Genomic DNA, 25,046 nt, shown 5'->3' with positions numbered 1-25,046 from the left:
ACCGCTTGACCTAATGTTTGGTAATGACTGGATGTTATCGAAGGGAGCATGTTATTCTCTATAGGGTTTTATATTTAGGCTGGTATTATATAGAGGTTCGCGATGGTGTTATGCTAAATGCTTTTAAAATTACGCTTTTTATCTTGATTATCAAAGCATGTTAACGTCAACAAGGCATGGTTAACGATGCTGAGTATAATCAGTATCGATTCATGCCCGTTTTTTTACATTGCAGTGGTTTACTCTTGAAATAATAATTTGCGGTACATTTCATTAAACCTGTCCATCAGTATATAGGTGGCATCTTTCCGCTTGTGCTGATCAATCATAGGTACAAGACGCCGGAAATGTTCACTGGCACAATGCGTATCCAGTGCTGAACGGTCTGGCCACTGCTTCACTTCCCAATACAGAAAGTGAAATCTCATTATAAAACAATGAAATTATAGTTTTTTGAGGCGGGTGTGGGCAAAGGATTCATCGTGGCATTTACCTCATGTTGCCTACATCCTTCTTACACGTTATAGCAGGTAAATGAATACTTAACGCCTATAGCGTGTAATATTTATTCTACCGTCTACAACTGGTAGAATAAGATAATGAAGGTCACCAACAGCAAACGGCTTAGCAGCTATCTGAAAGATGTTCGTATCACGCAGAAGCTTTCACAAGGGAAAGTGGCCAGTAAAGTGGGTATTCGCCAGGACACGGTATCCAGCTTTGAACAACATCCTGATTCCACCAAGCTGGAAACCTTCTTTAAGATCCTGTCGGCATTGAATTTAGAACTTACGGTTACTCCCAGAAACGCAAAGGCAGCCAATAACGAGGCCTCTGTTGCAACATCATCCTGGAAAGAAGAATGGTAATGGCAGCGCTCGACGTTTACATGAACGGCTATCGGGTGGGGGTATTGAACAAAACGAGCAGTGGAGCGCATCATTTTTCCTATGATGAGAACTGGCTCGGATTGCCGGGGAGTCGCCCCATCTCTCTCTCTATGCCGCTATGCCGCTATGCCGCTATGCCGCTACGCCATCAGCCCTATCAAGGTGATGAAGTTTATAATTTCTTCGACAATTTGTTGCCGGATAACCCGGATATCAGAAGACGGATTGTCGTTAGACATCACGCAGATTCCACCCAGCTGTTTGATTTGCTGGCCAAAGTGGGGCAGGACAGTGTCGGGGCGTTGCAATTGGTGCCGCAGGGTACACCTGTTCGCGATATAAAACAGATCGAATACAAAACCATATCCGAACAACAGCTTGAAAATATACTGACGGGATATCTGGCCGATGCGCCGCTGGGGATGATTGATACAGAAGATGATTTTCGTATCTCTATTGCTGGCGCTCAGGAAAAGACGGCGCTGCTCTATCTGGATGGCCACTGGCGTCTGCCTCTCAATGCCACGCCAACTACGCATATCATTAAGCTACCGATTGGTAAGATCGAGAGTCACTCCTACTCTATTGATATATCTGACAGCGTTGAGAATGAATATCTGTGCCTGTTCATTGCCAAGGCATTTGGGCTGCTGGTACCGCACTGTTTTATGCTCAAGGCCGGCAATATAAAAGCGCTAGCGGTAGAACGTTTTGATCGTAAATACTCCTCGGATGGCAGTTGGATTATGCGGTTGCCGCAGGAGGATTTTTGCCAGGTATTAAACGTTCCCTCCGCACTGAAATACGAAAATCATGGTGGACCGGGTATTTCTGCCATTATGTTGGTGCTATTGGGTGCGGTTGAGCCACAAAGGGATCGTTATCGCTTTATGCAGGCTCAGGTGCTGTTTTGGCTATTGGCCGCAACGGATGGGCATGCGAAAAACTTTTCCCTGTTTATTGAATCTGAGGGACGCTATCGTCTCACGCCTTACTATGACATTCTCTCTATGTACCCGGCGATGGGCGGTCGAGGAATTGACCGCAGAGAGGCCAAACTGGCGATGGGATTGACCGGTTCAAGAGGCAAGAAATACGCTATTGAGCAGATCTTTCCACGGAATTTTTTCCAAACCGCAAAAGCGGTTGGATTTGCCAGAGAATCGATGGAAAGCATTTTGACTGAGTTTGCGCAGTCGATAGATGCTGTTGTTGTGAAAATCAGCAACCAACTACCTGATGATTTTCCTGCGTCTATTCGTGATGCGATTCTCGCAGGCATGCAGGCCAAGGCGCGGCGATTAATGACCGGGTGGGAATAGGCACCTTATCGGTGCCTGTCTGCGTGAGTGTGGCTGCTACTTCCCAATACAAAAACTCGAGAAAATCCGCCCCAGCAAATCATCGGAAGTAAATTCGCCGGTGATTTCGCTCAGTGCCTGTTGTGCCAGCCGCAGCTCTTCCGCCAGCAGTTCACCTGCGTAAGCGCTCACTAACTGTTCTTTGCCTTGCTCCAGATGCTGTGCGGCGGTTTCCAGCGCTTGCAGGTGACGGCGGCGTGCCAGGAAGCCTCCTTCGGTGTTGCTGGTAAAGCCCATGCTCTGTTTTAAATGGTTGCGCAGGATATCTACGCCATCGCCGGTTTTGGCTGACAAGCGAATAAGTGAGTAAGTGTTCACCTCTTCAATGCCTTCTGGTTCGCCAGTGATATCGGCTTTATTGCGCACCACGGTGATTGGCAGCGTGGCGGGCAGGCGTGCCATAAATTCTGGCCAGATTTCGGCGGGTGATGTGGCCCCCGTCGTGGTGCTATCAACCATAAACAGCACGCGGTCAGCCTGCTCAATCTCTTGCCAGGCACGTTCAATGCCGATGTGTTCCACTTCGTCGCTGGCATCGCGCAGCCCGGCGGTATCGATGATATGCAGCGGAATGCCATCGATATGAATATGCTCACGCAGTACGTCGCGCGTGGTGCCCGCGATAGCGGTCACGATCGCCGCCTCGCGCCCAGCCAGTGCGTTAAGCAGACTGGATTTGCCCGCGTTTGGGCGTCCAGCAATCACCACCTTCATGCCTTCACGCAGCAGGCTGCCCTGATGCGCTTTTGCCTGCACGCCAGCCAGATCGGACATCAAGCCGTTTAATTCTGCCTCAATCTTGCCATCAGAGAGAAAATCAATCTCCTCGTCAGGGAAATCGATGGCAGCCTCAACGTAGATACGCAGGTGAATCAGTACTTCCACCAGACGATGAATGCGGGTGGAGAATGCGCCTTGCAAGGAGTTAAGCGCGGAGCGCGCCGCCTGCTCAGAGCTGGCATCGATCAGGTCAGCGATGGCTTCTGCCTGCGCCAGATCGAGCTTGTCGTTGAGGAACGCGCGCTCGGAAAACTCACCGGGACGCGCAATGCTCAAGCCTGGCAGCGCCAGAATACGCTGCATCAGCAAATCGAGAATAACCGGGCCGCCGTGCCCTTGCAGTTCCAGCACGTCTTCGCCGGTAAAGGAGTTGGGGCCGGGAAACCAGATGGCAATACCTTGATCCAGCGTGCTGCCGTCGGCATCGCGAAACGGCAGATAATCCGCATAGCGCGGCTTGGGTAATTTACCCAGCACAGCACGTGCCACGTCGGCAGCCTGCCTCCCGGACACGCGCAAAATACCTACGCCGCCGCGTCCGGGAGGCGTGGCTTGGGCTACGATGGTATCGGTATGGCTCATGATGGTTTCTCTGTTGCGATGCAATAACGTTGCGATTAAACAAAAAAATAAGGCGGCCAGCAGCCGCCTTATTTTCAGACTTGTGCAGCCCGCTTATCCTTCTCTTTCTTGTCGCGGCTGTGCAGGCCTTTCTTCTCCAGACCGCGGTAAATCAACTGCTGCTGGATAATGGTGACCAGGTTGCTGACGATATAGTACAGCACCAGACCAGACGGGAACCACAGGAAGAACACGGTAAAGATCACCGGCATGTAGGTCATGATCTTCTGCTGCATCGGGTCGGTCACTGTGGTCGGCGACATCTTCTGGATGAAGAACATCGTGATACCCATCAGGATCGGCAGGATGTAGTAGGGGTCTTGTGCAGACAGGTCAGTGATCCACAGGATGAACGGCGCATGGCGCAGCTCAACCGAGCTCATCAGCATGTAGTACAACGCCAGGAAGATAGGCATCTGGATCAGCAGCGGGAAACAGCCGCCCAGCGGGTTCACTTTCTCAGCCTTGTACAGCGCCATCATTTCTTGGCTCATGCGCTGCTTGTCATCACCGATACGCTCGCGCATGGCTTGCATTTTCGGTTGCAGCATACGCATTTTCGCCATCGAGGTGTACTGCGCTTTGGTCAGCGGGTACATGATGCCACGCACGATAAAGGTGATGGCGATGATGGAGAAGCCCCAGTTACCGATGAAGCCGTGCAGGAATTTCAGCAGTTTGAACAGCGGCTGGGAAATAAACCACAGCCAGCCGTAATCCACGGACAGATCCAGATGCGGTGCAACGGCCGCCATCTTGTCCTGAATTTCCGGGCCAACCCACAGCACCGCGCTGATGTCTTTCTGCGCGCCGGCTTCCACCGTTACCGGTGTAGCTTTAAAGCCAATCGCCGCTAAACCGTTACCCAACTGCGAGGTGTAGAAGGTGTTGGCACCGGCGGTGGTCGGGATCCACGCGGTAGCAAAATACTGCTGCAACATCGCAACCCAGCCGCCATCAGTGGTGACGTTCAGGTTTTCTTTCATGTCGCTGAAGCTGTATTTCTTGTACTTATCGTCGCTGGAGGAGAACGCTGCGCCACGATAGGTATGGAGTGCAAAATTGCTGCTGCCGGTATCGCGGTGCTTCGGCAGGTTAATAGACTGTTTCAACTGGCCAAACAGCGTTAACTCCAACGGTTGTGCGCTGGTGTTGTTCACGTTGTAGCTGACGTTCAGCGCGTAGTCGCCGCGTTTGAGCACGAACGTTTTGGTGAAGGTCACGCCGTCAGCGTTGGTGTAGGTCAACGGAATGGTCAGCGAGTCCTGTCCGTCGGCCAGTTCAAAATGATCCTGTGCGGCAGTAAATAACGGACGTGCGCCGTTCGCCGGATTATCCGGACCGTGTTTACCCGTCAATCCACTCTGTGCCTGATACACGAATTCCGGCGTGGTTTCCAGCAGCAGGAATGGCGTAGTAGAGTGCAGTTTATCAGGGAACGCCAGCAGATTGGCTTGTTCGATATCGCCGCCGCGCGTATTGATAGTCAGCGACAGCACGTCGGTTTTCACCGTGATCAGTTTACCCTGACCGCTGTTAGGCACGCCCTGGCTGGCGGTATCACCGTTGACTGCGTTCGTCGCTTGTTGAATGGCTTGCGTTGAAGCAGCAGGCGGATTTTTATCCGTCTCCCACGTCTGCCAGATCAGAAAGCTTACGAATAGCAGAGCGATGAGAAGAAGATTGTTTTGCGAATCCATCGTTAATATTCTCTGTTATTGTCGGGTTTTGGCGGTACGGGATCATCACCACCAGGGTTCAAAGGGTGGCATTTTAATACGCGTTTGAGCGTCAACCAACTGCCTTTTATCATGCCAAACCTGCGTGTGGCCTCAATGCCGTATTGTGAACAGGTTGGGCGAAAACGGCAATGTGGCCCCAGCAGCGGGCTGATAAAGAGTTGATAACCGAGTATCAACCCGATCAGGAGGCGCGAGCCAAGCGACAGTGCCGTTGCCATAATTTTTCCAACGCTTCCGTCAACGTACGGTTATCCAGATCGGCCACCCCTTTTTTAGCGATCACCACAAAGTCCATCGCAGGTAAAGTGTGTTGATGCCAACGAAAGCTTTCCCGCGTCAGACGTTTAATCCGATTGCGTTCATGCGCACGTTTAACATGCTTTTTGGCGACAGTAAGACCGATACGAGGATGCCCCAGCGAATTCAGGCGGCCGAGGATGGTGATTTGCGGCGTGCCAGCCCGTTGTGGCTGCTGGAAGACGAAAGCGAAATGGCTGGGAGTTAACAAACGTAACTCCCTGGGAAAAGCGAGCTTAACCACTCGGGGGGGGTTAGCTTTTATTACTTAGAAACGGTCAGACGAGCACGGCCTTTTGCACGACGGCGGGCCAGAACCTGACGACCATTTTTAGTGGCCATACGAGCACGGAAACCGTGGCTACGGTTACGCTTCAATACGGACGGTTGGAAAGTGCGTTTCATGGCGATTTCTACCTAAACTTGGATAATTGACTTCACAGTAAACGCGTTTGGCGCTCCGGCTTGAACACTAACCGGCGTGAACACTGACCGACGCCTCAATCGCATACATCAAAGATAAAGAGGCGAGATTGTAATAATTGTACAGTCCTGAGTCAATTGGCATCACACGCCTATGGAGCCCTTTCCGCAATAAATTTGGGGAATTCCTGCCTGGAACAGCACAGAAGGGCATCAACGCGTCGGGCTGAAGATTATACGGACTCTGCATTAAATCGCAAGGATCCTGACAAGATCCTCGATGCGGGATCATGATCGCTATCACTCCGGCGCGGACGTATATTCGGTTATGCTACGCTTCTGCCCTGTGCAAGCCAGTGCCATCGCCGTGCGGCACGTGGCGGCCAAGAGTGATAAGAATAGCCTGTGGATAAAGAGGATCGAAACTGTGCGGAAAGGGAAGATCTCTGCCGAGGATTAGGTTATGATCCGCCGTCCCGTGAACGATCCTTTCTTCGGGATCGTCTCGGCAACCGCATGGACATCATCAGATGCGCGGTGCACTCAGGATCCTGCCATTGCAGCTTCCGGGTCATAATCATGAATTACACTAACTAACGTATCTGATTCTTTTCTATTTTAATCTTGTTCGAGTGGAGTCCGCCGTGTCACTTTCGCTTTGGCAGCAGTGTCTTGCCCGTTTGCAGGATGAGTTACCTGCCACAGAATTCAGCATGTGGATACGTCCGTTACAGGCGGAACTGAACGACAACACGTTGGCGCTCTATGCGCCAAACCGTTTTGTGCTGGATTGGGTAAGAGACAAGTACCTCAACAATATCAATGGACTGCTGAACGATTTCTGCGGTATGGATGCGCCTTTGCTGCGTTTTGAAGTGGGTAGCAAACCGCTGGCTGCGGCGGTGGTGAGCCACCAGCCAGCCAGCCAGCAGGCGGCCGTGCAGCCGATCAGGCAGGCACCCGTGCGACCCAGTTGGGACACGCCGGTGACGCAGATAGAGCACACCTATCGTTCCAACGTTAATCCGAAACACTCGTTCGACAACTTCGTTGAAGGTAAGTCAAACCAGCTGGCACGCGCGGCGGCGCGTCAGGTCGCGGATAACCCCGGTGGGGCGTACAATCCCCTGTTTCTCTACGGTGGCACCGGTTTGGGTAAAACCCACCTGTTGCACGCGGTAGGCAATGGCATTATTGCGCGCAAGCCAAATGCCAAAGTGGTCTATATGCATTCTGAACGCTTTGTGCAGGATATGGTCAAAGCCTTACAGAACAATGCGATCGAAGAGTTCAAACGCTATTACCGTTCCATCGATGCCCTGCTTATCGATGATATCCAGTTTTTTGCCAATAAAGAGCGTTCTCAGGAGGAGTTTTTCCACACCTTCAATGCCCTGCTGGAAGGCAATCAACAGATCATCCTTACCTCGGATCGTTATCCCAAAGAGATCAATGGGGTAGAAGATCGTCTGAAGTCACGCTTCGGTTGGGGCCTGACCGTGGCGATCGAGCCGCCGGAGCTGGAAACGCGTGTGGCGATCCTGATGAAAAAAGCGGATGAAAACGACATCCGCCTGCCGGGCGAGGTGGCGTTCTTTATTGCCAAGCGGCTGCGCTCCAACGTGCGTGAGCTGGAAGGCGCACTGAACCGCGTGATCGCCAACGCCAATTTTACCGGCCGCGCCATTACCATCGATTTCGTGCGTGAAGCGTTGCGCGATCTGTTGGCGTTGCAGGAAAAGCTGGTGACTATCGACAATATTCAAAAGACGGTTGCGGAGTACTACAAGATCAAAGTTGCCGATCTGCTGTCCAAACGGCGATCTCGATCGGTGGCGCGTCCGCGCCAGATGGCGATGGCGCTGGCGAAAGAGCTGACAAACCATAGCTTACCGGAAATTGGTGATGCGTTTGGCGGTCGTGACCACACCACTGTGCTGCATGCGTGCCGCAAGATCGAGCAGCTGCGTGAAGAAATTCACGACATCAAGGAAGATTTCTCTAATTTAATCAGAACATTATCTTCATAATATTATGAAATTCATTATAGAACGCGAGCATCTGCTAAAACCGTTGCAACAGGTGAGCGGCCCATTAGGTGGCCGTCCGACGTTGCCGATTTTGGGCAACCTGTTGTTACAAGTCACGGACGGCGCGCTGTCGTTGACTGGCACCGATCTGGAAATGGAGATGGTGGCTAAGATTGCGCTGTCTCAGGCCCATGAACCCGGCGCGACCACGGTTCCAGCGCGTAAGCTGTTTGATATTTGTCGCAGCTTGCCCGACGGTGCGGAGATTACCGTCACGCTGGAGGGCGACCGGATGCTGGTGCGTTCCGGCCGCAGCCGTTTCTCTCTTTCAACGCTTCCGGCATCTGATTTTCCTAATCTGGATGACTGGCAGAGCGAAGTGGCGTTCTCGTTGCCGCAGGCAACGCTGAAACGTCTGATTGAAGCTACGCAGTTCTCCATGGCGCATCAGGACGTGCGTTATTACCTTAACGGCATGCTGTTTGAAACCGAAGGAGAAGAACTGCGCACCGTGGCAACCGATGGCCACCGACTGGCGGTATGCGCTATGCCGATTGGTCAGTCGCTGCCGTCTCATTCGGTGATCGTGCCGCGTAAAGGTGTGATTGAGCTGCTGCGGCTGTTGGATGGTGGAGATACGCCATTGCAGTTACAGATTGGCACGAACAACATCCGCGCCCATGTGGGGGATTTTATCTTTACCTCCAAGCTGGTCGATGGCCGTTTCCCTGACTACCGCCGCGTGTTGCCGAAAAACCCAGACAAGGCACTGGAAGCGAGCTGCGATCTGCTGAAACAGGCTCTTGCGCGTGCGGCGATCCTGTCTAACGAAAAGTTTCGCGGCGTGCGCCTGCACCTGATTCAGAATCAGTTGAAAATTACCGCCAACAACCCGGAACAGGAAGAGGCGGAAGAGATTCTGGACGTGCAGTACAACGGCACGGAGATGGAGATCGGCTTTAACGTAAGTTACGTGCTGGATGTGTTGAACGCGCTGAAGTGTGAAGATGTGCGTTTGCTGCTGACCGACTCTGTCTCCAGCGTACAGATTGAAGACGGTGCCAGCCAGGCGGCGGCATACGTTGTGATGCCGATGCGGTTGTAACGGGATTCTCTTGATCTGCTCCATTTTTTGCGTGAATGCCGACGCTTGCCGTCGGCATTCACGCAGGTTGTCGCGTACAGGATCTGGTTGTCCATGGCTCTGACCCGCCTTCTGATTAAAGATTTCCGTAATATCGCTTCTGCCGATTTGGCGCTCATCCCCGGATTCAATTTTCTGGTGGGGGAGAACGGCAGCGGAAAAACCAGCGTGCTGGAGGCTATCTACACGCTGGGGCACGGACGTGCGTTTCGCTCCATCCAGGCGGCACGCGTGATTCGGCATGAGCAGCCGGAATTTATTCTGCACGGTCGGCTGGATGGCCTGGAGCGCGAACGTTCGATTGGCCTGAGTAAAAACCGGCTGGGCGATAGCACCGTGCGTATCGACGGCAGCGATGGTCACAAGGTGGCGGATCTGGCGCAGTTGCTGCCGATTCAGCTCATCACGCCTGAGGGGTTCACGCTGCTCAACGGTGGGCCAAAATACCGGCGTGCCTTTCTCGATTGGGGCTGTTTTCACCATGAGCCCGGCTTTTTCGCTGCCTGGAGCAACCTGAAACGGTTACTGCGCCAGCGTAATGCCGCGCTGCGCCAGGTGGGACAGTATCGCCAACTGCGCGCCTGGGATCAGGAACTGATTCCGCTGGCGGAGCGCATCAGCACCTGGCGAGCGGATTATACCGCGGCGATAAGCGCGGACATTACCGCGACTTGTGAGCAGTTTTTACCGGAGTTTTCTCTGAGCTTCTCTTTCCAGCGCGGCTGGGACAAAGAGAACGACTATGCCGAACTGTTGGAGCGGCAGTTTGAGCGCGACAGGCAACTGGGCTACACCGCGCTGGGTCCGCACAAAGCGGATTTTCGTATCCGTGCGGGCGGCGTGGCGGTGGAAGACATGCTGTCGCGCGGGCAGTTGAAGTTATTGATGTGTGCGTGGCGATTGGCGCAGGGAGAATTCCTCACTCGCCATAGCGGTGCCAAGTGTATTTATCTGATAGATGATTTTGCTTCCGAACTGGACAGTACCCGCCGCCGTTTGTTGGCTGAGCGGTTAAAAGCCACCGAGGCTCAAGTATTTGTCAGCGCGATCAGCGCTGAGCAGATAGATGACATGATCGGTGAAAAGGGCAAGATGTTCCGTGTGGAACAGGGTAAAATAACGGTTCAATTACAGGACTAAAATGAGCGAGAAACGTTGATGTCGAATTCTTATGACTCCTCAAGTATCAAAGTATTGAAAGGGCTGGATGCGGTACGTAAACGCCCGGGTATGTACATCGGTGATACGGATGACGGCACAGGCCTGCACCACATGGTATTCGAGGTTGTGGACAACGCTATCGACGAGGCGCTCGCTGGCTTCTGCAAAGATATTGTTATTACCATTCACAAGGATAACTCGGTTTCGGTGCAGGATGATGGCCGTGGCATCCCTACCGGTATTCACGAAGAAGAGGGTGTCTCCGCTGCCGAAGTGATCATGACCGTGCTGCACGCGGGCGGTAAGTTTGACGATAACTCCTATAAAGTCTCCGGCGGTCTGCACGGCGTAGGGGTGTCTGTGGTTAACGCCCTGTCTGAGAAGCTGGAACTGACTATTTATCGTGATGGCAAGATTCACCACCAAATCTACCGACACGGTGAACCACAGGCTCCTCTGGCTGTGGTGGGTGATGCCGACCGTACCGGAACCACGGTGCGTTTCTGGCCGAGCATGGAAACCTTTAGCAATGTTACCGATTTCGAATATGACATTCTGGCCAAGCGCCTGCGTGAACTGTCATTCCTGAACTCCGGTGTTTCCATCCGTTTGAGCGACGAGCGCGAGCAGGGTAAGGCCGATCACTTCCACTATGAAGGCGGCATCAAGGCATTTGTTGACTATCTGAACCGAAACAAGACGCCGATTCACCCGCAGGTGTTCTATTTCAGCGCAGAAAAAGACGATATCGGCATGGAAATCGCCATGCAGTGGAACGACGGGTTCCAGGAAAATATCTACTGCTTTACCAACAACATTCCGCAGCGCGATGGCGGTACACACCTGGCGGGTTTCCGTGGGGCGATGACGCGCACCCTGAACAGCTACATGGAAAAAGAGGGCTACAGCAAGAAGGCCAAAGTCAGCGCTACCGGTGACGATGCGCGTGAAGGGTTGATTGCCGTGGTATCCGTGAAGGTGCCGGATCCGAAATTCTCCTCGCAGACCAAAGACAAACTGGTCTCTTCCGAGGTGAAAACTGCGGTCGAATCGCTGATGAACGAACGTCTGGTCGATTACCTGATGGAAAACCCGGCTGACGCCAAAATCGTGGTCGGCAAAATTATCGATGCTGCGCGCGCGCGCGCAGCCGCACGTAAAGCGCGTGAAATGACGCGTCGTAAAGGTGCGCTCGATCTGGCCGGCCTGCCGGGCAAGCTGGCGGATTGTCAGGAGCGCGATCCGGCGTTGTCTGAACTCTACCTGGTGGAAGGGGACTCAGCGGGCGGCTCTGCCAAGCAGGGGCGTAACCGTAAGAACCAGGCCATTCTGCCGCTGAAAGGTAAAATCCTTAACGTGGAGAAAGCGCGTTTTGACAAGATGCTCTCTTCTCAGGAAGTGGGCACGCTGATCACCGCGCTGGGCTGCGGCATTGGCCGCGACGAATACAACCCGGACAAGCTGCGTTACCACAATATCATCATCATGACCGATGCCGACGTCGATGGTGCGCACATTCGTACTCTGCTGTTGACCTTCTTCTATCGTCAGATGCCGGAAATCATCGAACGTGGCCACGTCTTTATCGCTCAGCCTCCGCTGTACAAGGTCAAGAAAGGCAAGCAAGAACAGTACATTAAAGATGATGGAGCGATGGACCAGTACCAGATCGCGCTGGCTCTGGATGGTGCTGCGCTGCACATCAATGCTCAGGCTCCTGCGTTGCAGAGCGAGCAGGTGGAACTGCTGGTGAAAGAGCACCACAGCGTACAACGGGTTATCGATCGTATGGAACGCCGTTATCCACGTGCGTTGCTGAATGCCTTGATTTACCAGGACACGCTGGCTGAAGGCGATCTGCAAGATCGCGCCAAAGTGGAAAGTTGGTTGGCGACGTTGGTGAAAACCCTCAATGACGGCGATGTGCACGGCAGCAGCTACAGCGGAACGTTGAGCGATAACCAAGAGCTTGCCGAGCCAGTACTGCGCGTGCGTACCCACGGGGTCGATACCGATTATGCACTCGATGCAAACTTTGTACGTGGCAGTGAATACCGCAAAATCGTGCTGTTGGGTGAAAAACTGCGCGGCCTGTTTGAAGACGGTGCGTACATCGAGCGCAGTGAGCGTAAACAGCCGATTGCCAGCTTTGAGCAGGCGCTGGAGTGGCTGGTGAAAGAGTCACGCCGTGGGTTGAACATCCAGCGTTATAAAGGTCTGGGTGAAATGAACCCGGAACAGCTGTGGGAAACCACCATGGATCCGGAAAGCCGCCGCATGCTGCGTGTAACGGTAAAAGATGCTATGGCTGCGGATGAACTGTTCACCACGCTGATGGGCGATGCGGTTGAGCCGCGCCGTGCCTTTATCGAAGAGAATGCGTTGAAAGCGGCCAACATTGATATTTGATGATTAATATCTAATGTGATGTCGCGACACAAAAAAACCGCCGCGTTGCCTGAGCTACGCGGCGGTTTTATTTTGCGTCACACGGCAGCGGTAGCGCGGCGCTTGCTGGCGGCCCAAGGGCTGGTGGATCTACGCCCCAATAAGCGCGTGGTGGTGGCTTCTCTGGCGGCAAATGAGATCGAAGACATGCTGGTGGTGTACACCGAAATGGAAAAACTGGCGGGCCGACTGGCGGCGCTGCAAGCGACGGACGACGATCTTCACGCGCTACAGCAGCAGGAACAGGCGCTGATGGCGGCGTTTCATGCCGGGGAATCGCTGCGTTATTTTCACGCCAATCAAGCTTTTCATCGGGCGTTGGTGCATGCTTCGCACAATGCCACACTGATTGAACTGCACAATAATCTCAATGCCCGTCTTTATCGCACGCGCTTCAAAGGAAACCAATGGAACGCACGCAGCGGCGACTGGCAGCGCGTGGCCGAAGAGCACAGTAAAATTCTGCGCGCCATCGAGACGCGAAATGGCGATCTGTGCGCGGAACTGCTGGCCCGCCACCTGAACGGTGCGCGTGCTTCCCTGCACGCGGACTGATCCGGTGAGCATCCCCGCTGATACAGCGGGGATCATCTTAAGGTTTAGGTTCTACCCATACCCCTGCCAGATTTCCTTCAACGCCATCTGCCGTGGGCGAATGGTCGTGAACGCGCGGGTTGTAAATGGTGATGAACTGCGGCGACAGTAGGTTAATGTCCGGCGCGTCATGCATCACAATTTTCTGGAATTGGCGGAACTGCTCAATGCGTTTGGCGCCGTCATTTTCCGTCTGTGCCGCTTCCAGCAGGCGATCTACTTCGGGGTTTAACGTAGTGGGAGGTATTGGAGAACGGCAACCCGACGCGGTAGTTCTTCGACCAGTAGAGACGTTGTACGCCTGCGGTAGGATCGTACAGGTTGGCGAACATGTTCAATGCCAGCGTAAAGTCGCGATCGGTATACACGCGTTTGGTGTGAGACGAAATGTCCGATGAGCGCAACGTTACGGCAACGCCAATTTTTGCCAGTGACGCCCGCGTGAAATCGGCGATACGACGGAAAGCATCGTCATAGGTGTTGTAATCCAGCGTGATGCTAAAGCGCGTACCGTCTGAGCCGCGCGGGTATCCGGCTTCATCCAGCAGGCGGTTGGCGGCAGCCAGATCGAAGGGATACGGGGTCGGAGACGGATCGTGGAAGGTTTTCAAGCCGGGTGCAACGGGGGATGCCGTGGGCGTCGCCAGGCCGAAATAGGCAACGCGAACCAGCGCATCCCTGTCAATGGCGTGAGAGAATGCCTGACGCACGCGCAGGTCTTTGAAAATCTTATCATCCAGATTGAATTGCAGTGACGCGACGCTGTAGGAGTAATTATTCCCCTTGGTTTCAAAGCCCAGTTTACCCTCTTTCTTCAATCGGGCAATTTCACTCAGCGCAACCGGAGTGCGGTAGGCGATGTCAGCATCACCGGTTTCCAGCGCCAGCGTGCGCACGACGGCATCCGGTGAGAACTTGACGATCAACTGATCTAGATAGGGTTTTGGGTTATCCCAATAGTTGGGGTTGCGTTTGTAGACAATATGGCTGCCGCGCACCCATTCGCTGAAAATATACGGTCCGGTGCCGACAGGCGCGTTGTTATTGGCATTTTTCAGCGGATCGCCGCCCGGCACGTCATAAATATGTTTCGGCAGAATCGGTGTTTCGCCGGCAGCAAAGGCGCGTAGCAAATAAAGTGCAGGGTGTGATAACTCAAATACGGCAGTCAGCGGATCGGGGGTTTTAATGTCACTCACGTTAGCAAAGGTGCTTCGGGCACGCGGGTGTATTTGTTTAAGCAACTGAATGGAATAGGCCACGTCAGCGGAGGTAAAAGGCTGACCGTCGTGCCATTTCACGCCCTGACGCAAATGGAATGTATAGGTTTTGCCATCGGGGCTGATGTCCCAGGACGTTGCCAGCTGCGGCTGCGCATTAAGATCGTAATCGTAGGTCAGCAGACCTTCCGTGACTTTACCACTGACTGCAATGGCCGGTTGCGCGACGGTGGCGAGTGAAACCAATGTGGACGGTTCACTGGACAGTATCAGCGTCAGCGCACATGCCGCCGCGCTGCGGCGGCATGTGCGCTGACGGCCAGCCACCCTGAGAGAAGAAGTGCGTTACCTCCCCAGCGAGACAAACGGGTAAACCATGACATAAAACCCCCTGGTTGAAGATCGAAAAAAGCAAAATGGGTGAGCGAAATTCAACCTAACAAATATATATTTTATATTGTATAAACTTTATGGGATAACCAATTGCGTAAACTGCAAATGCACATCACGCGCCCGTGTTCGCTATCATGAACCTCACAGCGCTTTCTCATGACCTTCTGACACAATCATCTCTAAAGAAGCGGGGAGCCACACTCGCTGTGCGCAAGACGTTTGGCGAAAAGCGACCGTGCCAGCGGGCGGCATCGGCGTGTGCTTGCAACCTCTCAATTCGACGCTGCTGTTACCGATCCGATGGAGCTTGCTCAGGCTGTCAGGTTTTTTAGGCGTATGGAGAGCAAATTCCCCTCTATTGACATGTAGCAAGCGGGAAAGGCTGTTTAACTTCATTGATGAGCACGTCCATAGGTGTTCAGGTAGCGGTAGGCTCCCGAAGAAACGGCTATATTATGCTGATAAATAAAGGAATGAATGTCAAAAAACCGTTTGTTAGGAATCTACCCGATATGGTGTATGGCTAAACAGGTTACGGATGTGCAGTACTTGATTGAACGGCAGCAGCGGGAATGATGGGCAGCTTTTCATCGTGGTGGATGTGCGCGCAGTGAATCATCCGGCTTTTCTTTGCCCGAACGCGAATAGTCATAAGGCAACAACAAGGTATCCATGACGGCGGAAAACGGCATATCGAGAATCACCAGTGGCGTCATGGCCCAACTGGTATCATCGCTGTGCAGCACGTCAATATTGGCACGCGTACCGGAGTAGTAACCCTGATCGGGGCCGGTATGTGTCATCACGCTGGAACAGCCGCCGGTAAGCGACAGCCCACTTCCTGCCATCAACAAAGAGAGTGCAGTACGTTTCAGTACTTTCATATCGCTGTCCATTGAGAAATGGTCGGCTCATGCCAGGCCTTGCCACTGTGTAACGGGCTACAAATAAGATGTCATGTTTTGTGTTTTGGTGGTAGTACTTCATTTTCCGATAAATTTTTCGGAAAATGAAAAATTGCTTCTATCGCAACCTTGAAAATTTGAGCCTGGTCCCCATCTTTATTGTAGCCCCAGATTATGACGCTATGCCGACAGGGTAGCCGATGGGGTGTAGGGCCTGTCTATCAAAGAAGGTTCATATCAATCCTCGCTGAATTTTTAGGAGGCTGTAATGCGTAATTTCGATTTCTCTCCCCTGTATCGTTCTGCGATTGGTTTCGATCGCCTGTTTAATCTGCTGGAAGCCGGGCAAGGCCAGGGCAATGGCGGATACCCTCCATATAATGTTGAACTGGTTGATGACAACCATTACCGCATTGCCATTGCTGTCGCGGGTTTTGCCGAGAATGAGCTGGAGATTACCGCTCATGACAACCTGTTGATTGTGAAAGGCGCACACGGCGGTGAACCGGTAACATGTAACTATCTCTATCAGGGAATTGCCGAGCGCAATTTTGAGCGCAAATTCCAACTAGCCGAGCACATTCAAATTACTGGCGCCAATCTGGAACATGGTTTGCTTTATATCGATCTGGCGCGCGTAGTTCCGGAAACGATGAAGTCACGCCGTATTGATATCAAGTAATACGACTTATACGTTTTAACGCCCGCCCGCCGTTAGGGGGCGAATTCGGTGGAGCCTGCCTGCTCCCCTGAAGGCACACTCTCGCTTCAAAGAAGGAGTCACATTATGCGTAACTATGATTTATCACTGCTGCTGCGTCAGTGGATTGGTTTTGACAAATTGGCCAGCTCAATGCAGGGCGGCCAGGAAACCGTTGAGTTTCCTCCCTACAATATTGAGAAAAAAGACGACAACCATTATCGCATCACGCTGGCCCTGGCGGGATTTCAGCAAAGTGAACTGGCGATTGAAGTGGAAGGCCCGCGTCTGACGGTAAGCGGTACGCCGACGCTGCCGGAGAAGAAGGTGGAATATTTGCATCAGGGTCTGGTATTTAAACCGTTCACCCTGAGCTTTATGCTGGCGGAGCACCTGTCTGTCTCCGAGGCGAAATTTGAACTCGGTTTGCTGCACATCGATCTGGTGCGTGAAGTCCCGGTAGAACTGCAACCGCAGCGTATTGCCATCGGCGGTAGCCGCCCCGAGTTAACGCACTCGCCAGAAACGGCCAGTGATGCGTAATCCATAAAATAACGCGGTGAGTCTGTTATCAATCCCCGGCCTTTGCTGGGGATTTTTATTTCCACATCATCCATAAGGATTTGTGCTGGAAGGCACGGATTCCCACTTCTCCTTTTGCCAGACTGGCTGTCAGTGGCGCTTTTGTGGCGTAAGTCTAGACTGATTTTCAAGCGAAAAGACGGCTGTACAAGGATACGGCTATGAGTGATATCACACTTACCGTGAGTATGCTGGCGTTAGTAGCAGTATTGGGGCTGTGGATAGGCAATTGGCGTATCTACGGTGTTGGGTTGGGCATTGGCGGCGTGTTGTTCGGCGGTATTGTGGTGGGGCATTTCGCCCAATACTTTCAGTTCACCCCCAACAACGACATGCTGCACTTCATTCAGGAGTTCGGGCTCATCCTGTTTGTCTACACCATCGGGATTCAGGTGGGCCCGGGCTTCTTCTATTCGTTGCGTGTTTCCGGTTTGCGATTGAACGGCTTTGCGCTACTGACGGTGCTGCTGGGCTTGTATCGTCACCATTATCATTCATAAGCTGTTTGCCGTTCCGTTGCCGATCATTCTGGGGATTTTTTCCGGTGCGGTGACCAACACCCCGTCTCTGGGCGCTGGCCAGCAGATCCTGACCGATTTAGGATCGAATCCAGCGCAGGTCACCCTGATGGGCACAGGCTATGCCATGGCCTACCCGCTGGGGATTTGCGGCATTCTGCTGGTGATGTGGCTGCTACGCGTGGGCTTTCGGGTTATGGTTGAGGCGGAAGCCAGACAGTTTGATAACAGTAACGGCCATCACCATGAGCAGTTACAAACCATGAACATCAAGGTGGATAACCCGAATTTGCAAGGATTAGCGATTCAGGATGTGCCGATGCTTAATAGCGATGCGATAGTCTGTTCCCGACTGAAACGCGGCGATACGCTGATGGTGCCCGCGCCCGCCACCTTGATTCAACTGGGCGATTATCTGCATCTGGTGGGTGTCCTATGGAGCCTGTATTACCATTATTCCGCTGTTGATCGTCGGCGTACTGGCGCGAACGGTCGGGAAAATGAACTACCTGACCCTGTGCGGCATGTTGGCGGGTTCGATGACAGACCCGCCAGCGCTGGCCTTTGCCAACGGGTTGCATGCCACCAGTGGGGCATCGGCGCTCTCGTATGCGACTGTTTATCCGTTAGCGATGTTTCTGCGTATTATGTCGCCCCAGTTGCTAGCGGTATTATTTACCGCATTATTATTTTATTTTACGCATCACTTTTTCTAATAACTTAATTTCCATTTATTACCCCGTGACTGAACGCACTTTTTTGATGGCGCATATGATGCTAAATGGCCAAGATATTTAAACTATTAAATCGTTTTAGTAAGTAAAATAATGCTCATTTCACTGCTATTTATTCTATCATACCCCTGTTAATCATTACGATTTGATGGAGCGAGAAAAATACCCTGACCAATTGTTTTCTCGCCTTTTTTCTGCTGCTGATGTATCCGCTTTCAGAATATCCTTATTACCGAATTAGAATGAGAATCAAGAGAATAAGATATTGGTAATCGGGGTGATGAAGGAAGAATAACGAAACACCGCTCCTCCGCACTGCATTGGGTGGAAAAAAACGAATTCCGTTTTAATCTTTTAGCGTGGTGTTTTTATGTCTGCAAACAATAGCAGGTTAGTTAAGCTCCTCATCATTATCGGTATTGCAGTTGCATTATGGTTATTACCCGTGCCGGAGGGCGTCAAACCCGATGCCTGGCATCTGATGGCCATCTTCATTGCCACCGTTATTGGTCTTATCCTCTCCCCGTATCCCCTTGGTGCCATGGCGATGTTCAGTTTGACGTCCGTGGCGATCCTTGGTTTGCTCTCGATTAAAGACGTGTTGGCCGGGTTTAGCGATCCCACCATCTGGATGAGCGCCTGCGCCTTCTTTATCTCACGCAGTTTTATCAAAACCGGTTTTGGCCGTCGTATCGGTTTGCTATTCATCAGCAAACTGGGTAACAGCTCGCTCGGTCTGGCTTATGGTCTGGTGTTCACTGACCTGCTGTTTGCCCCGGCGATGCCTTCCACTTCGGCGCGTTGCGGTGGGATAATCACGCCGTTATTCCGTTCTATCTCCGAAGCCTATGATTCTACGCCGGAGAAAGGCACCCAGCGCCGTATCGGGGCGTTTCTGGTGCAGTCCATTTTCCAGTGTAACGCCATCACCTCAGCCATGTTCATGACATCCATGGCCGGTAATCCGATGGTGGCGAAACTGGCGGCGCAGCTCGGTATTCACACCAGCTGGACGGATTGGGCGCTGGCAACGCTGGTGCCGGGCATCCTTTCTCTGGCGCTGATTCCCTATCTCATCTACCGCTTCTATCCGCTATCCGCCTGAATTGAAACAAACCACAGAAATGCGCGCCATTGCTGTGGAACGGTTGCGTGAAATGGGGCGAATGACGCGTGACGAATGGGTCGTGTTGGGCGTGTTCCTTGGTCTGGTCACCTTCTGGGTGCTGGGTTCGACGCTGAATATCGATGCGACCTTGACCGCATTGGCGGGCCTGAGCGTGTTGCTGCTGAGTCGTGCGTTGAGCTGGGATGACGTAGTCGGCGAGAAAGAAGCCTGGCACACCGTGGTGTGGTTCGCTGTGCTGATGACGCTGGCAGGGCAACTGAACAAAATGGGATTGATTGCCTGGTTGGGGCAACTTGCAGGCAACGCTGTCAGCGGGTTCCACTGGCTGCCGATGTTGGGTATCTTGCTGTTGGTTTACTACTACAGCCACTACCTGATGGCGAGTGCGATTGCCCATATCAGCGCCATGTATGCCATTTTCGTTTCCATTGCGTTGGCAGCGGGTGCTCCGCCGATGTTGACCGTGCTGGCGTTTGGTATCTTCAGTAACCTGTTCATGTCTACCACTCACTACTCAAGCGGCCCGGCATCGATCCTGTTCGGGTGTGGCTATATGCCGCTGGCAACCTAGTGGAAAATTGGCTTCTTTATCAGCCTGGTCGTGATTCCCATCTGGCTGGGTATTGGCGGCATGTGGTGGAAGGTATTGGGATTCTGGTAATCCCCGTCAGCCTGCGTCATTGTCCCGTAACGCGGGACAATGACGCAGGACGATAAATACTGAAAAACAGGTTAAGATAAGGATATCCAAGGTGATTCCGGAGCACGACATGAGCAGGAAAAAAGCACCGATGAAGCTGGGAACATCCGTTTTTCTGATGGTCTCTGTCGTGTTAGGCGCAGTATTGCTGGTGGTCTACGCCCTGCTGTTTTTCCGTATCAACCAACTCTCTGAAAACAGCCTGCGCGACAAGGCATTTGCCATTGCGCGCACCTTTGCCGCCTCCCCGGTGGTGATTGATGAGTTGCAAGGATTGGGCAACCCCGAGACCATCACGCACCGCAATCAACTGCTGTTTGTCACCGTGACCGATATGGACACTGTGTGTCATACCCACCCGGAACGGGAGCGCATCGGTGAACATTTTGCCGGGCGCGACATTTACCCTTCGCTACGGGTGTTTACACCGGTGTTTAACTATGACGGCAAGCAGGTTGGCGTCGTGGCGTTAGGGATTGCCCTGACCAGCGTTCAGAAAGTGATCAGTGAAAACCGCTGGATTATTCCTTGGGCTCTTCTGGCGGGTGCGTTGGTTGGCGGGCTCGGCACGCTGGTGCTGGTGAAAATCCACAAGTGCATCATGCTGGGATTTGAACCCTATGAAATTTCCAACCTGTTTGAACAGCGCAATGCGATGCTTAAGCAGATCAAGGAAGGGATGATTGCCGTGGATGAAAGCGGGCGCATCACGGTGATTAACGATGAAGCGCGAAGGCTATTCCGGCAGGGGAATATGGCGGCCAATGCCTCGTCAGAAACCATCAGAGAACAGTGGATGGAGCATCTTCGCCTTAAGCAAGTGCTGGAAAGTGGTATCGCTCAACGCGATGAAGAGATCAACATTAACGGCAACTTGCTGCTGACCAACACCGTGCCAGTGACGGTAAAAGGTAACGTAATTGGCGCTATCGCCACGTTTCGTGACAAAACCGAGATTGGCCAACTGTTGCAGCGCTTGACGGGGATGTCCTACTACGCCGATGCGTTACGCGCACAATTCCACGAGTTTATGAACAAGCTGCATGTGATTTTGGGCATGCTGCATTTGAAATACTACTCGCAGTTGGAAGACTATATTTTAAAAACGGCAAACAACTATCAGGCAGAAATCGGCTCCATTATTCGCAAGGTGAAATCGCCCGTTATTGCCGGTTTCTTGCTCGGTAAGATCAACCGGGCACGCGATCTCGGCATACAACTGTCGATAACAGAAGAAAGCCTGTTACCCGAAACTGACGATGTGGATGCTACCAACGAATTGATCACCGTTTTGGGTAACCTGATTGAGAATGCCATGGATGCAATGAGTAACATGGAAAACGGTGAAATTAGCGTGAGTTTCCATCATCAGGATGGGCGCTTAAACTGCATCGTGGGCGATGATGGCCCCGGTATTACGTTGGAAAATCAGCACCGTATTTATGAACAAGGATTCTCCACCAAGGGTTCCGGGCGCGGAATCGGTCTTTACCTGACCAAGCAGAGCCTGGAATAAAGTGGGCGGCAGTATCGATTTTGAGTCGGAACCTGAGATTTATACCCAGTTTTTCGTGAATATTCCTTATCAAGCCAAGGCTGTTTAACCATGATAAATGTACTGATTGTTGATGACGATGCCATGGTTGCAGAACTTAACCGTTCCTATCTGAGCCAGGTGCCCGGGTTCAACTGTTATGCAACGGTGCCAACGTTACAGCAGGCGAGAAATTTACTGATGCAGCCAGATTCTGAGATCGATCTGGTGTTGCTCGATATTTACATGCAACAGGATAACGGGTTGGACCTGCTGCCTACTATTCGTGAGTTCAGCGAACAGACGGACGTCATTATTATCTCTTCCACCAGTGATGTGTATACCATCAAGAAGGCACTGCATTATGGCGTGGTCGATTACCTGATCAAACCGTTCCAGTTCTCCCGTTTTGAACAGGCGCTGACGGCTTACCGTGAAGAAGCGAATCTGCTGAAACACCGCGAGTTTGTCGCTCAGTCGGATATTGATAGCCTGATTCGTCGCACCAGCGGCGGTGTGGCGGGCGAGCGCAAAAAGTTGCCGAAAGGGCTGACCAGCCTGATGCTACGCACCGTATGCGAATGGATTGAAGGTAATCAGGGGCGGAATTTTCGACGGAAATACTGGCGAATGCGATTGGCATTTCTCGCGTCTCTTGCCGTAAATATCTAATTTATCTTGCTGACACTAATATTCTGGCCACCAATATCCTCTACGGCTCTACGGCTCTACGGCTCTACCGCCTGCTGCCGGAGAAACAAGACGCGCTGCGCCAGTATTGCGAGTAATCAGTACGCTTAAGTGAATACGAAAGGCCGCGACAGGTTGAGGTATCCTCAATCATGTCGCGGCCTTGTTTTATATCACCTTGAGTTCAACGATTATGCTTTTTCATCAATAAAACAGATTCTTATCCGGTGTCCATCAGGATCGAGAACGGCAAAGGAATAACCAAAGTCGAGCTAGGCAGGTTTTTGGGTCACGGTGGCCTGATGATGAGTCCCCCCAGGTTTGATAAAGTGCATCAATCTCTGGTTTATTCTGTACCGTAAACACAATCTCACCCGAAGGTATGCTGGCAATCTGGTTGATGCCGGGTTCAACGGTGTAACACGACCATAGACCTAGCTTGAAGCCATTTTCAAAAACAAACAGCGCAAAGGTGGGGCTTTTTTCCACGGGGTTGATGTCAAACAGCTGTGCGTAAAAATCGCTGCTTTTCATCACGTTGCTGACGTACGGAATCGAAATATCGGCGGATAACATGGCGGTCTCCTTGGTGGTAGACCGCCATATTAATCAGGCGCAGTGACAGTTTTTGTCAGCAGACCGAGCTGCTGGATTTCATTACAGCAACCAGCCCATAAGCAGCGTTGCGCCGATCACGGTAGAGGCACCACCGATACGCGTTGCGATTTGTGCGAACGGCATCAGTGACATACGGTTGGACGCCGAAAGAATGGCGACGTCTCCAGTACCACCCAGGCCGCTGTGGCAGGTGGTGACGATTGAGGCTGCAATGGGGTACATATTCAGGCGCGGAGCGATCAGGAAGCTGACCAGTGCCATAGAAAGCGCCACGGATCCACAGACGATAACGTAGCCAACGGAGAACACCGCAACCATGCTTTCCAGCGGAATATAAAGCATCCCCAAACCAATCATCAACGGCCAGACCAGCGAGCTGGAGACGAATTTATAGACGCTGTGCGCGCCGGTTTCCATCGTGGCGGGAATAACGCGGCTGTATTTGCAGAACACGGCAATCAGGATCATCAGTACTGGCCCAGGAATGTGCACCAGTTTCTCGAACAGGCCGCCGACAATAAAGAAAGCGCAAATCATCAGCAGACCGCCACCCATCAGATGGAAATCCACCGGTTTCGGCGTGTCGTTAACCGTGAACAGATTTTGCTCTTCATCACTGCGAACCAGACGCCCCTCACCGTTAAGATCTTTACGGCGCATACCGAGGCGAGACAGGATACCCGCGCAGAAAATCGCGAAGATATTGCCGACCACTGCCGCAGGTGCCAACTGTGCTACATAGACATCCGGTGCCTGGCCCAGCAGGGCGGAATAGGCCAATGACAGCGGAAAAATACCTTCGCCGATGCCGCCGCCAATGATGGGAACGATGATAAAGAAGAAGGTGTGATACAGGCTGTAGCCGCACAATTTACCCACCAGCAGACCTGTTACCACCGCGGTGACGGTACCGATCACCAGCGGTACGAACATGCGCACCATCCCCTGAATCAGGATTTTGCGGTTCATGCCCAGAATACTGCCGACAACCAGACAAGCGATAACAAAGTAGAGAAAATTCGCTTCCTTCATCAGCAGGTGCACGGTCTTCATGGTGTTGTCGTTAAACGGGTGAAAATAGACCAGTATTGATGGCACCATCAAACAGAGGATGGCTGGGCCACCGATATCTTTAAAGACCGGAATGGTGTGGCCAACATGCGCGAGCAAAAAACCCAGTGTCATAATAACGGAAAAACCACCGATCATATTTTTCGGCAGATAGCCTTCATAGGAGGCAGCAAAAACAACTGAGGCGATAGCAATAAATAATGCAACGGGTACTGAGCCAATTTTAGTTTTCAAAAATTGGGTGAAGAACGACAGTTGAGACGTTGGTTTGGCAGCGATCGTGCTCTCGTAGAGGACATCGGTTTCAGTTCTTTTCATTATGTTTACTCCGCGTAAGCGGGTTATATATTTACGGATTATCCTTATTGTTAGTAAGATAAAATCTTTTATTATCAATAAATAAAGAGGTTATTAAAGAGGGTGGTTGTGTCAGTGGATATATTATCCATGAGTAACCTGTCATGATTAAATTTTAAATATAATAAAACATCCATGAGCAAATGAAATAATTGTGAGGTTGACGGCAACTCTTTTTTAAATAAGTTATCTCAAATTAATGTAGTTAAATTTATTTTTTATTATCAAAGGGGTTTTGGATTGATTGCATTAATGGTTATTAAATTATTATATCGTTAATATAATTAAACAAGATGATTTTTAATTTAAATAACTAATGTTTGTGGGGTTTTTCAGTAATGCTTTGTGGCATCGTTGATAGATCTTACCAACGATCTGTTGTGAGAGGTTTTTTTATGTAGCGT

General features: G+C 51.9%; 19 protein-coding genes and 5 pseudogenes. 13 read left to right on the top strand and 11 right to left on the bottom strand.

What is annotated here, in order from left to right; all coding sequences use genetic code 11:
• Positions 1–599 precede the first annotated feature (599 nt).
• The gene (locus ACMZI0_RS07795) at positions 600–869 is read left to right on the top strand and encodes a helix-turn-helix domain-containing protein (RefSeq protein WP_415672530.1); all 270 of its coding nucleotides are present in this window, start codon (positions 600–602) and stop codon (positions 867–869) included.
• Positions 869–2,212, top strand: a complete 1,344-nt coding sequence (locus ACMZI0_RS07790; protein WP_415672529.1) for a type II toxin-antitoxin system HipA family toxin — start codon at positions 869–871, stop codon at positions 2,210–2,212. The genes ACMZI0_RS07795 and ACMZI0_RS07790 overlap by 1 nt, the downstream gene beginning before the upstream one ends.
• A 36-nt stretch (positions 2,213–2,248) precedes the next feature.
• On the opposite strand, the gene mnmE is transcribed toward ACMZI0_RS07790, so the two are convergent.
• The 5 genes from mnmE to rpmH all read right to left on the bottom strand — a co-directional run bounded on the left by mnmE (position 2,249) and on the right by rpmH (position 6,096).
• Positions 2,249–3,613 carry a tRNA uridine-5-carboxymethylaminomethyl(34) synthesis GTPase MnmE gene (mnmE, locus tag ACMZI0_RS07785; protein WP_415672528.1) on the bottom strand — a complete coding sequence of 455 codons (1,365 nt, stop codon included), beginning with the start codon at positions 3,611–3,613 and terminating at the stop codon, positions 2,249–2,251.
• A 74-nt stretch (positions 3,614–3,687) separates the two neighbouring features.
• Positions 3,688–5,352 carry a membrane protein insertase YidC gene (gene yidC, locus ACMZI0_RS07780; protein WP_415672527.1) on the bottom strand — a complete coding sequence of 555 codons (1,665 nt, stop codon included), beginning with the start codon at positions 5,350–5,352 and terminating at the stop codon, positions 3,688–3,690.
• 2 nt (positions 5,353–5,354) lie between these two features.
• The gene (gene yidD, locus ACMZI0_RS07775; protein ID WP_415672526.1) at positions 5,355–5,612 is read right to left on the bottom strand and encodes a membrane protein insertion efficiency factor YidD; all 258 of its coding nucleotides are present in this window, start codon (positions 5,610–5,612) and stop codon (positions 5,355–5,357) included.
• Positions 5,576–5,935 (bottom strand): ribonuclease P protein component, encoded by a 360-nt coding sequence (gene rnpA, locus ACMZI0_RS07770; RefSeq protein WP_415672525.1) that lies wholly within the window; start codon positions 5,933–5,935, stop codon positions 5,576–5,578. The genes yidD and rnpA overlap by 37 nt, the downstream gene beginning before the upstream one ends.
• A gap of 20 nt (positions 5,936–5,955) precedes the next feature.
• A complete protein-coding gene (rpmH, locus tag ACMZI0_RS07765; RefSeq protein WP_000831330.1) occupies positions 5,956–6,096 on the bottom strand; it encodes a 50S ribosomal protein L34 in 141 nt (46 codons plus the stop codon).
• Positions 6,097–6,758: 662 nt separating this feature from the next.
• Between rpmH and dnaA the strand changes: the two genes are divergently transcribed.
• The 5 genes from dnaA (at position 6,759) to ACMZI0_RS07740 (ending at position 13,452) form a co-directional block, all read left to right on the top strand.
• On the top strand, positions 6,759–8,144 hold the full coding sequence (gene dnaA / locus ACMZI0_RS07760; protein WP_415672524.1) for a chromosomal replication initiator protein DnaA: 1,386 nt from the start codon (positions 6,759–6,761) through the stop codon (positions 8,142–8,144).
• A 4-nt stretch (positions 8,145–8,148) separates the two neighbouring features.
• A complete protein-coding gene (gene dnaN, locus ACMZI0_RS07755; RefSeq protein WP_415672523.1) occupies positions 8,149–9,249 on the top strand; it encodes a DNA polymerase III subunit beta in 1,101 nt (366 codons plus the stop codon).
• A 93-nt stretch (positions 9,250–9,342) separates the two neighbouring features.
• Positions 9,343–10,428: a DNA replication/repair protein RecF gene (gene recF, locus ACMZI0_RS07750; RefSeq protein WP_415672522.1), complete on the top strand. Its 1,086-nt coding sequence runs from the start codon at positions 9,343–9,345 to the stop codon at positions 10,426–10,428.
• A gap of 18 nt (positions 10,429–10,446) precedes the next feature.
• Positions 10,447–12,858: a DNA topoisomerase (ATP-hydrolyzing) subunit B gene (gene gyrB, locus ACMZI0_RS07745; RefSeq protein WP_415672521.1), complete on the top strand. Its 2,412-nt coding sequence runs from the start codon at positions 10,447–10,449 to the stop codon at positions 12,856–12,858.
• An 18-nt stretch (positions 12,859–12,876) separates the two neighbouring features.
• Entirely contained in the window at positions 12,877–13,452 is a 576-nt protein-coding gene (locus ACMZI0_RS07740) for a GntR family transcriptional regulator (protein ID WP_415672520.1), read from the top strand.
• 37 nt (positions 13,453–13,489) lie between these two features.
• Here ACMZI0_RS07740 and ACMZI0_RS07735 read toward each other — a convergent pair whose 3' ends face one another.
• The 4 genes and pseudogenes from ACMZI0_RS07735 to ACMZI0_RS07720 form a co-directional block, all read right to left on the bottom strand.
• Positions 13,490–13,627: a hypothetical protein gene (locus ACMZI0_RS07735; protein ID WP_415672519.1), complete on the bottom strand. Its 138-nt coding sequence runs from the start codon at positions 13,625–13,627 to the stop codon at positions 13,490–13,492.
• Between the two features lie 46 nt (positions 13,628–13,673).
• On the bottom strand, positions 13,674–15,038 hold the full coding sequence (locus ACMZI0_RS07730) for an ABC transporter substrate-binding protein (protein WP_415672518.1): 1,365 nt from the start codon (positions 15,036–15,038) through the stop codon (positions 13,674–13,676).
• A gap of 207 nt (positions 15,039–15,245) precedes the next feature.
• Complete coding sequence (locus tag ACMZI0_RS07725; RefSeq protein ID WP_415672517.1) at positions 15,246–15,500, bottom strand: hypothetical protein; 255 nt, start codon at positions 15,498–15,500, stop codon at positions 15,246–15,248.
• 206 nt (positions 15,501–15,706) lie between these two features.
• Positions 15,707–15,988 (bottom strand): annotated as a pseudogene (locus tag ACMZI0_RS07720) (YceK/YidQ family lipoprotein); the annotation flags it as partial.
• Between the two features lie 289 nt (positions 15,989–16,277).
• Here ACMZI0_RS07720 and ibpA point away from each other — a divergent pair.
• From ibpA to dcuR, 6 genes and pseudogenes are all read left to right on the top strand, one after another.
• A complete protein-coding gene (gene ibpA, locus ACMZI0_RS07715) occupies positions 16,278–16,691 on the top strand; it encodes a small heat shock chaperone IbpA (protein WP_415672516.1) in 414 nt (137 codons plus the stop codon).
• A gap of 105 nt (positions 16,692–16,796) precedes the next feature.
• Positions 16,797–17,252 (top strand): small heat shock chaperone IbpB, encoded by a 456-nt coding sequence (gene ibpB, locus ACMZI0_RS07710; protein WP_415672515.1) that lies wholly within the window; start codon positions 16,797–16,799, stop codon positions 17,250–17,252.
• A 200-nt stretch (positions 17,253–17,452) separates the two neighbouring features.
• Positions 17,453–18,525: pseudogene (locus ACMZI0_RS07705) on the top strand (hypothetical protein).
• A gap of 388 nt (positions 18,526–18,913) precedes the next feature.
• Positions 18,914–20,333: pseudogene (locus tag ACMZI0_RS07700) on the top strand (anion permease).
• Positions 20,334–20,442: 109 nt separating this feature from the next.
• Positions 20,443–22,001, top strand: a pseudogene (locus ACMZI0_RS07695) (sensor histidine kinase).
• Positions 21,979–22,694: pseudogene (gene dcuR, locus ACMZI0_RS07690) on the top strand (two-component system response regulator DcuR). Before ACMZI0_RS07695 ends, dcuR begins: the two co-directional pseudogenes overlap by 23 nt.
• A gap of 136 nt (positions 22,695–22,830) precedes the next feature.
• On the opposite strand, the gene ACMZI0_RS07685 reads toward dcuR, so the two are convergent.
• Positions 22,831–23,172, bottom strand: a complete 342-nt coding sequence (locus ACMZI0_RS07685) for a drug:proton antiporter (RefSeq protein ID WP_415672514.1) — start codon at positions 23,170–23,172, stop codon at positions 22,831–22,833.
• An 81-nt stretch (positions 23,173–23,253) separates the two neighbouring features.
• A complete protein-coding gene (locus ACMZI0_RS07680) occupies positions 23,254–24,603 on the bottom strand; it encodes a 2-hydroxycarboxylate transporter family protein (protein WP_415672513.1) in 1,350 nt (449 codons plus the stop codon).
• Positions 24,604–25,046 lie beyond the last annotated feature (443 nt).

This window comes from Symbiopectobacterium sp. (genome assembly GCF_047692315.1).
Classification (GTDB): Bacteria; Pseudomonadota; Gammaproteobacteria; order Enterobacterales; family Enterobacteriaceae; genus Symbiopectobacterium.
This window is presented reverse-complemented; position numbering and strand designations above follow the sequence as displayed.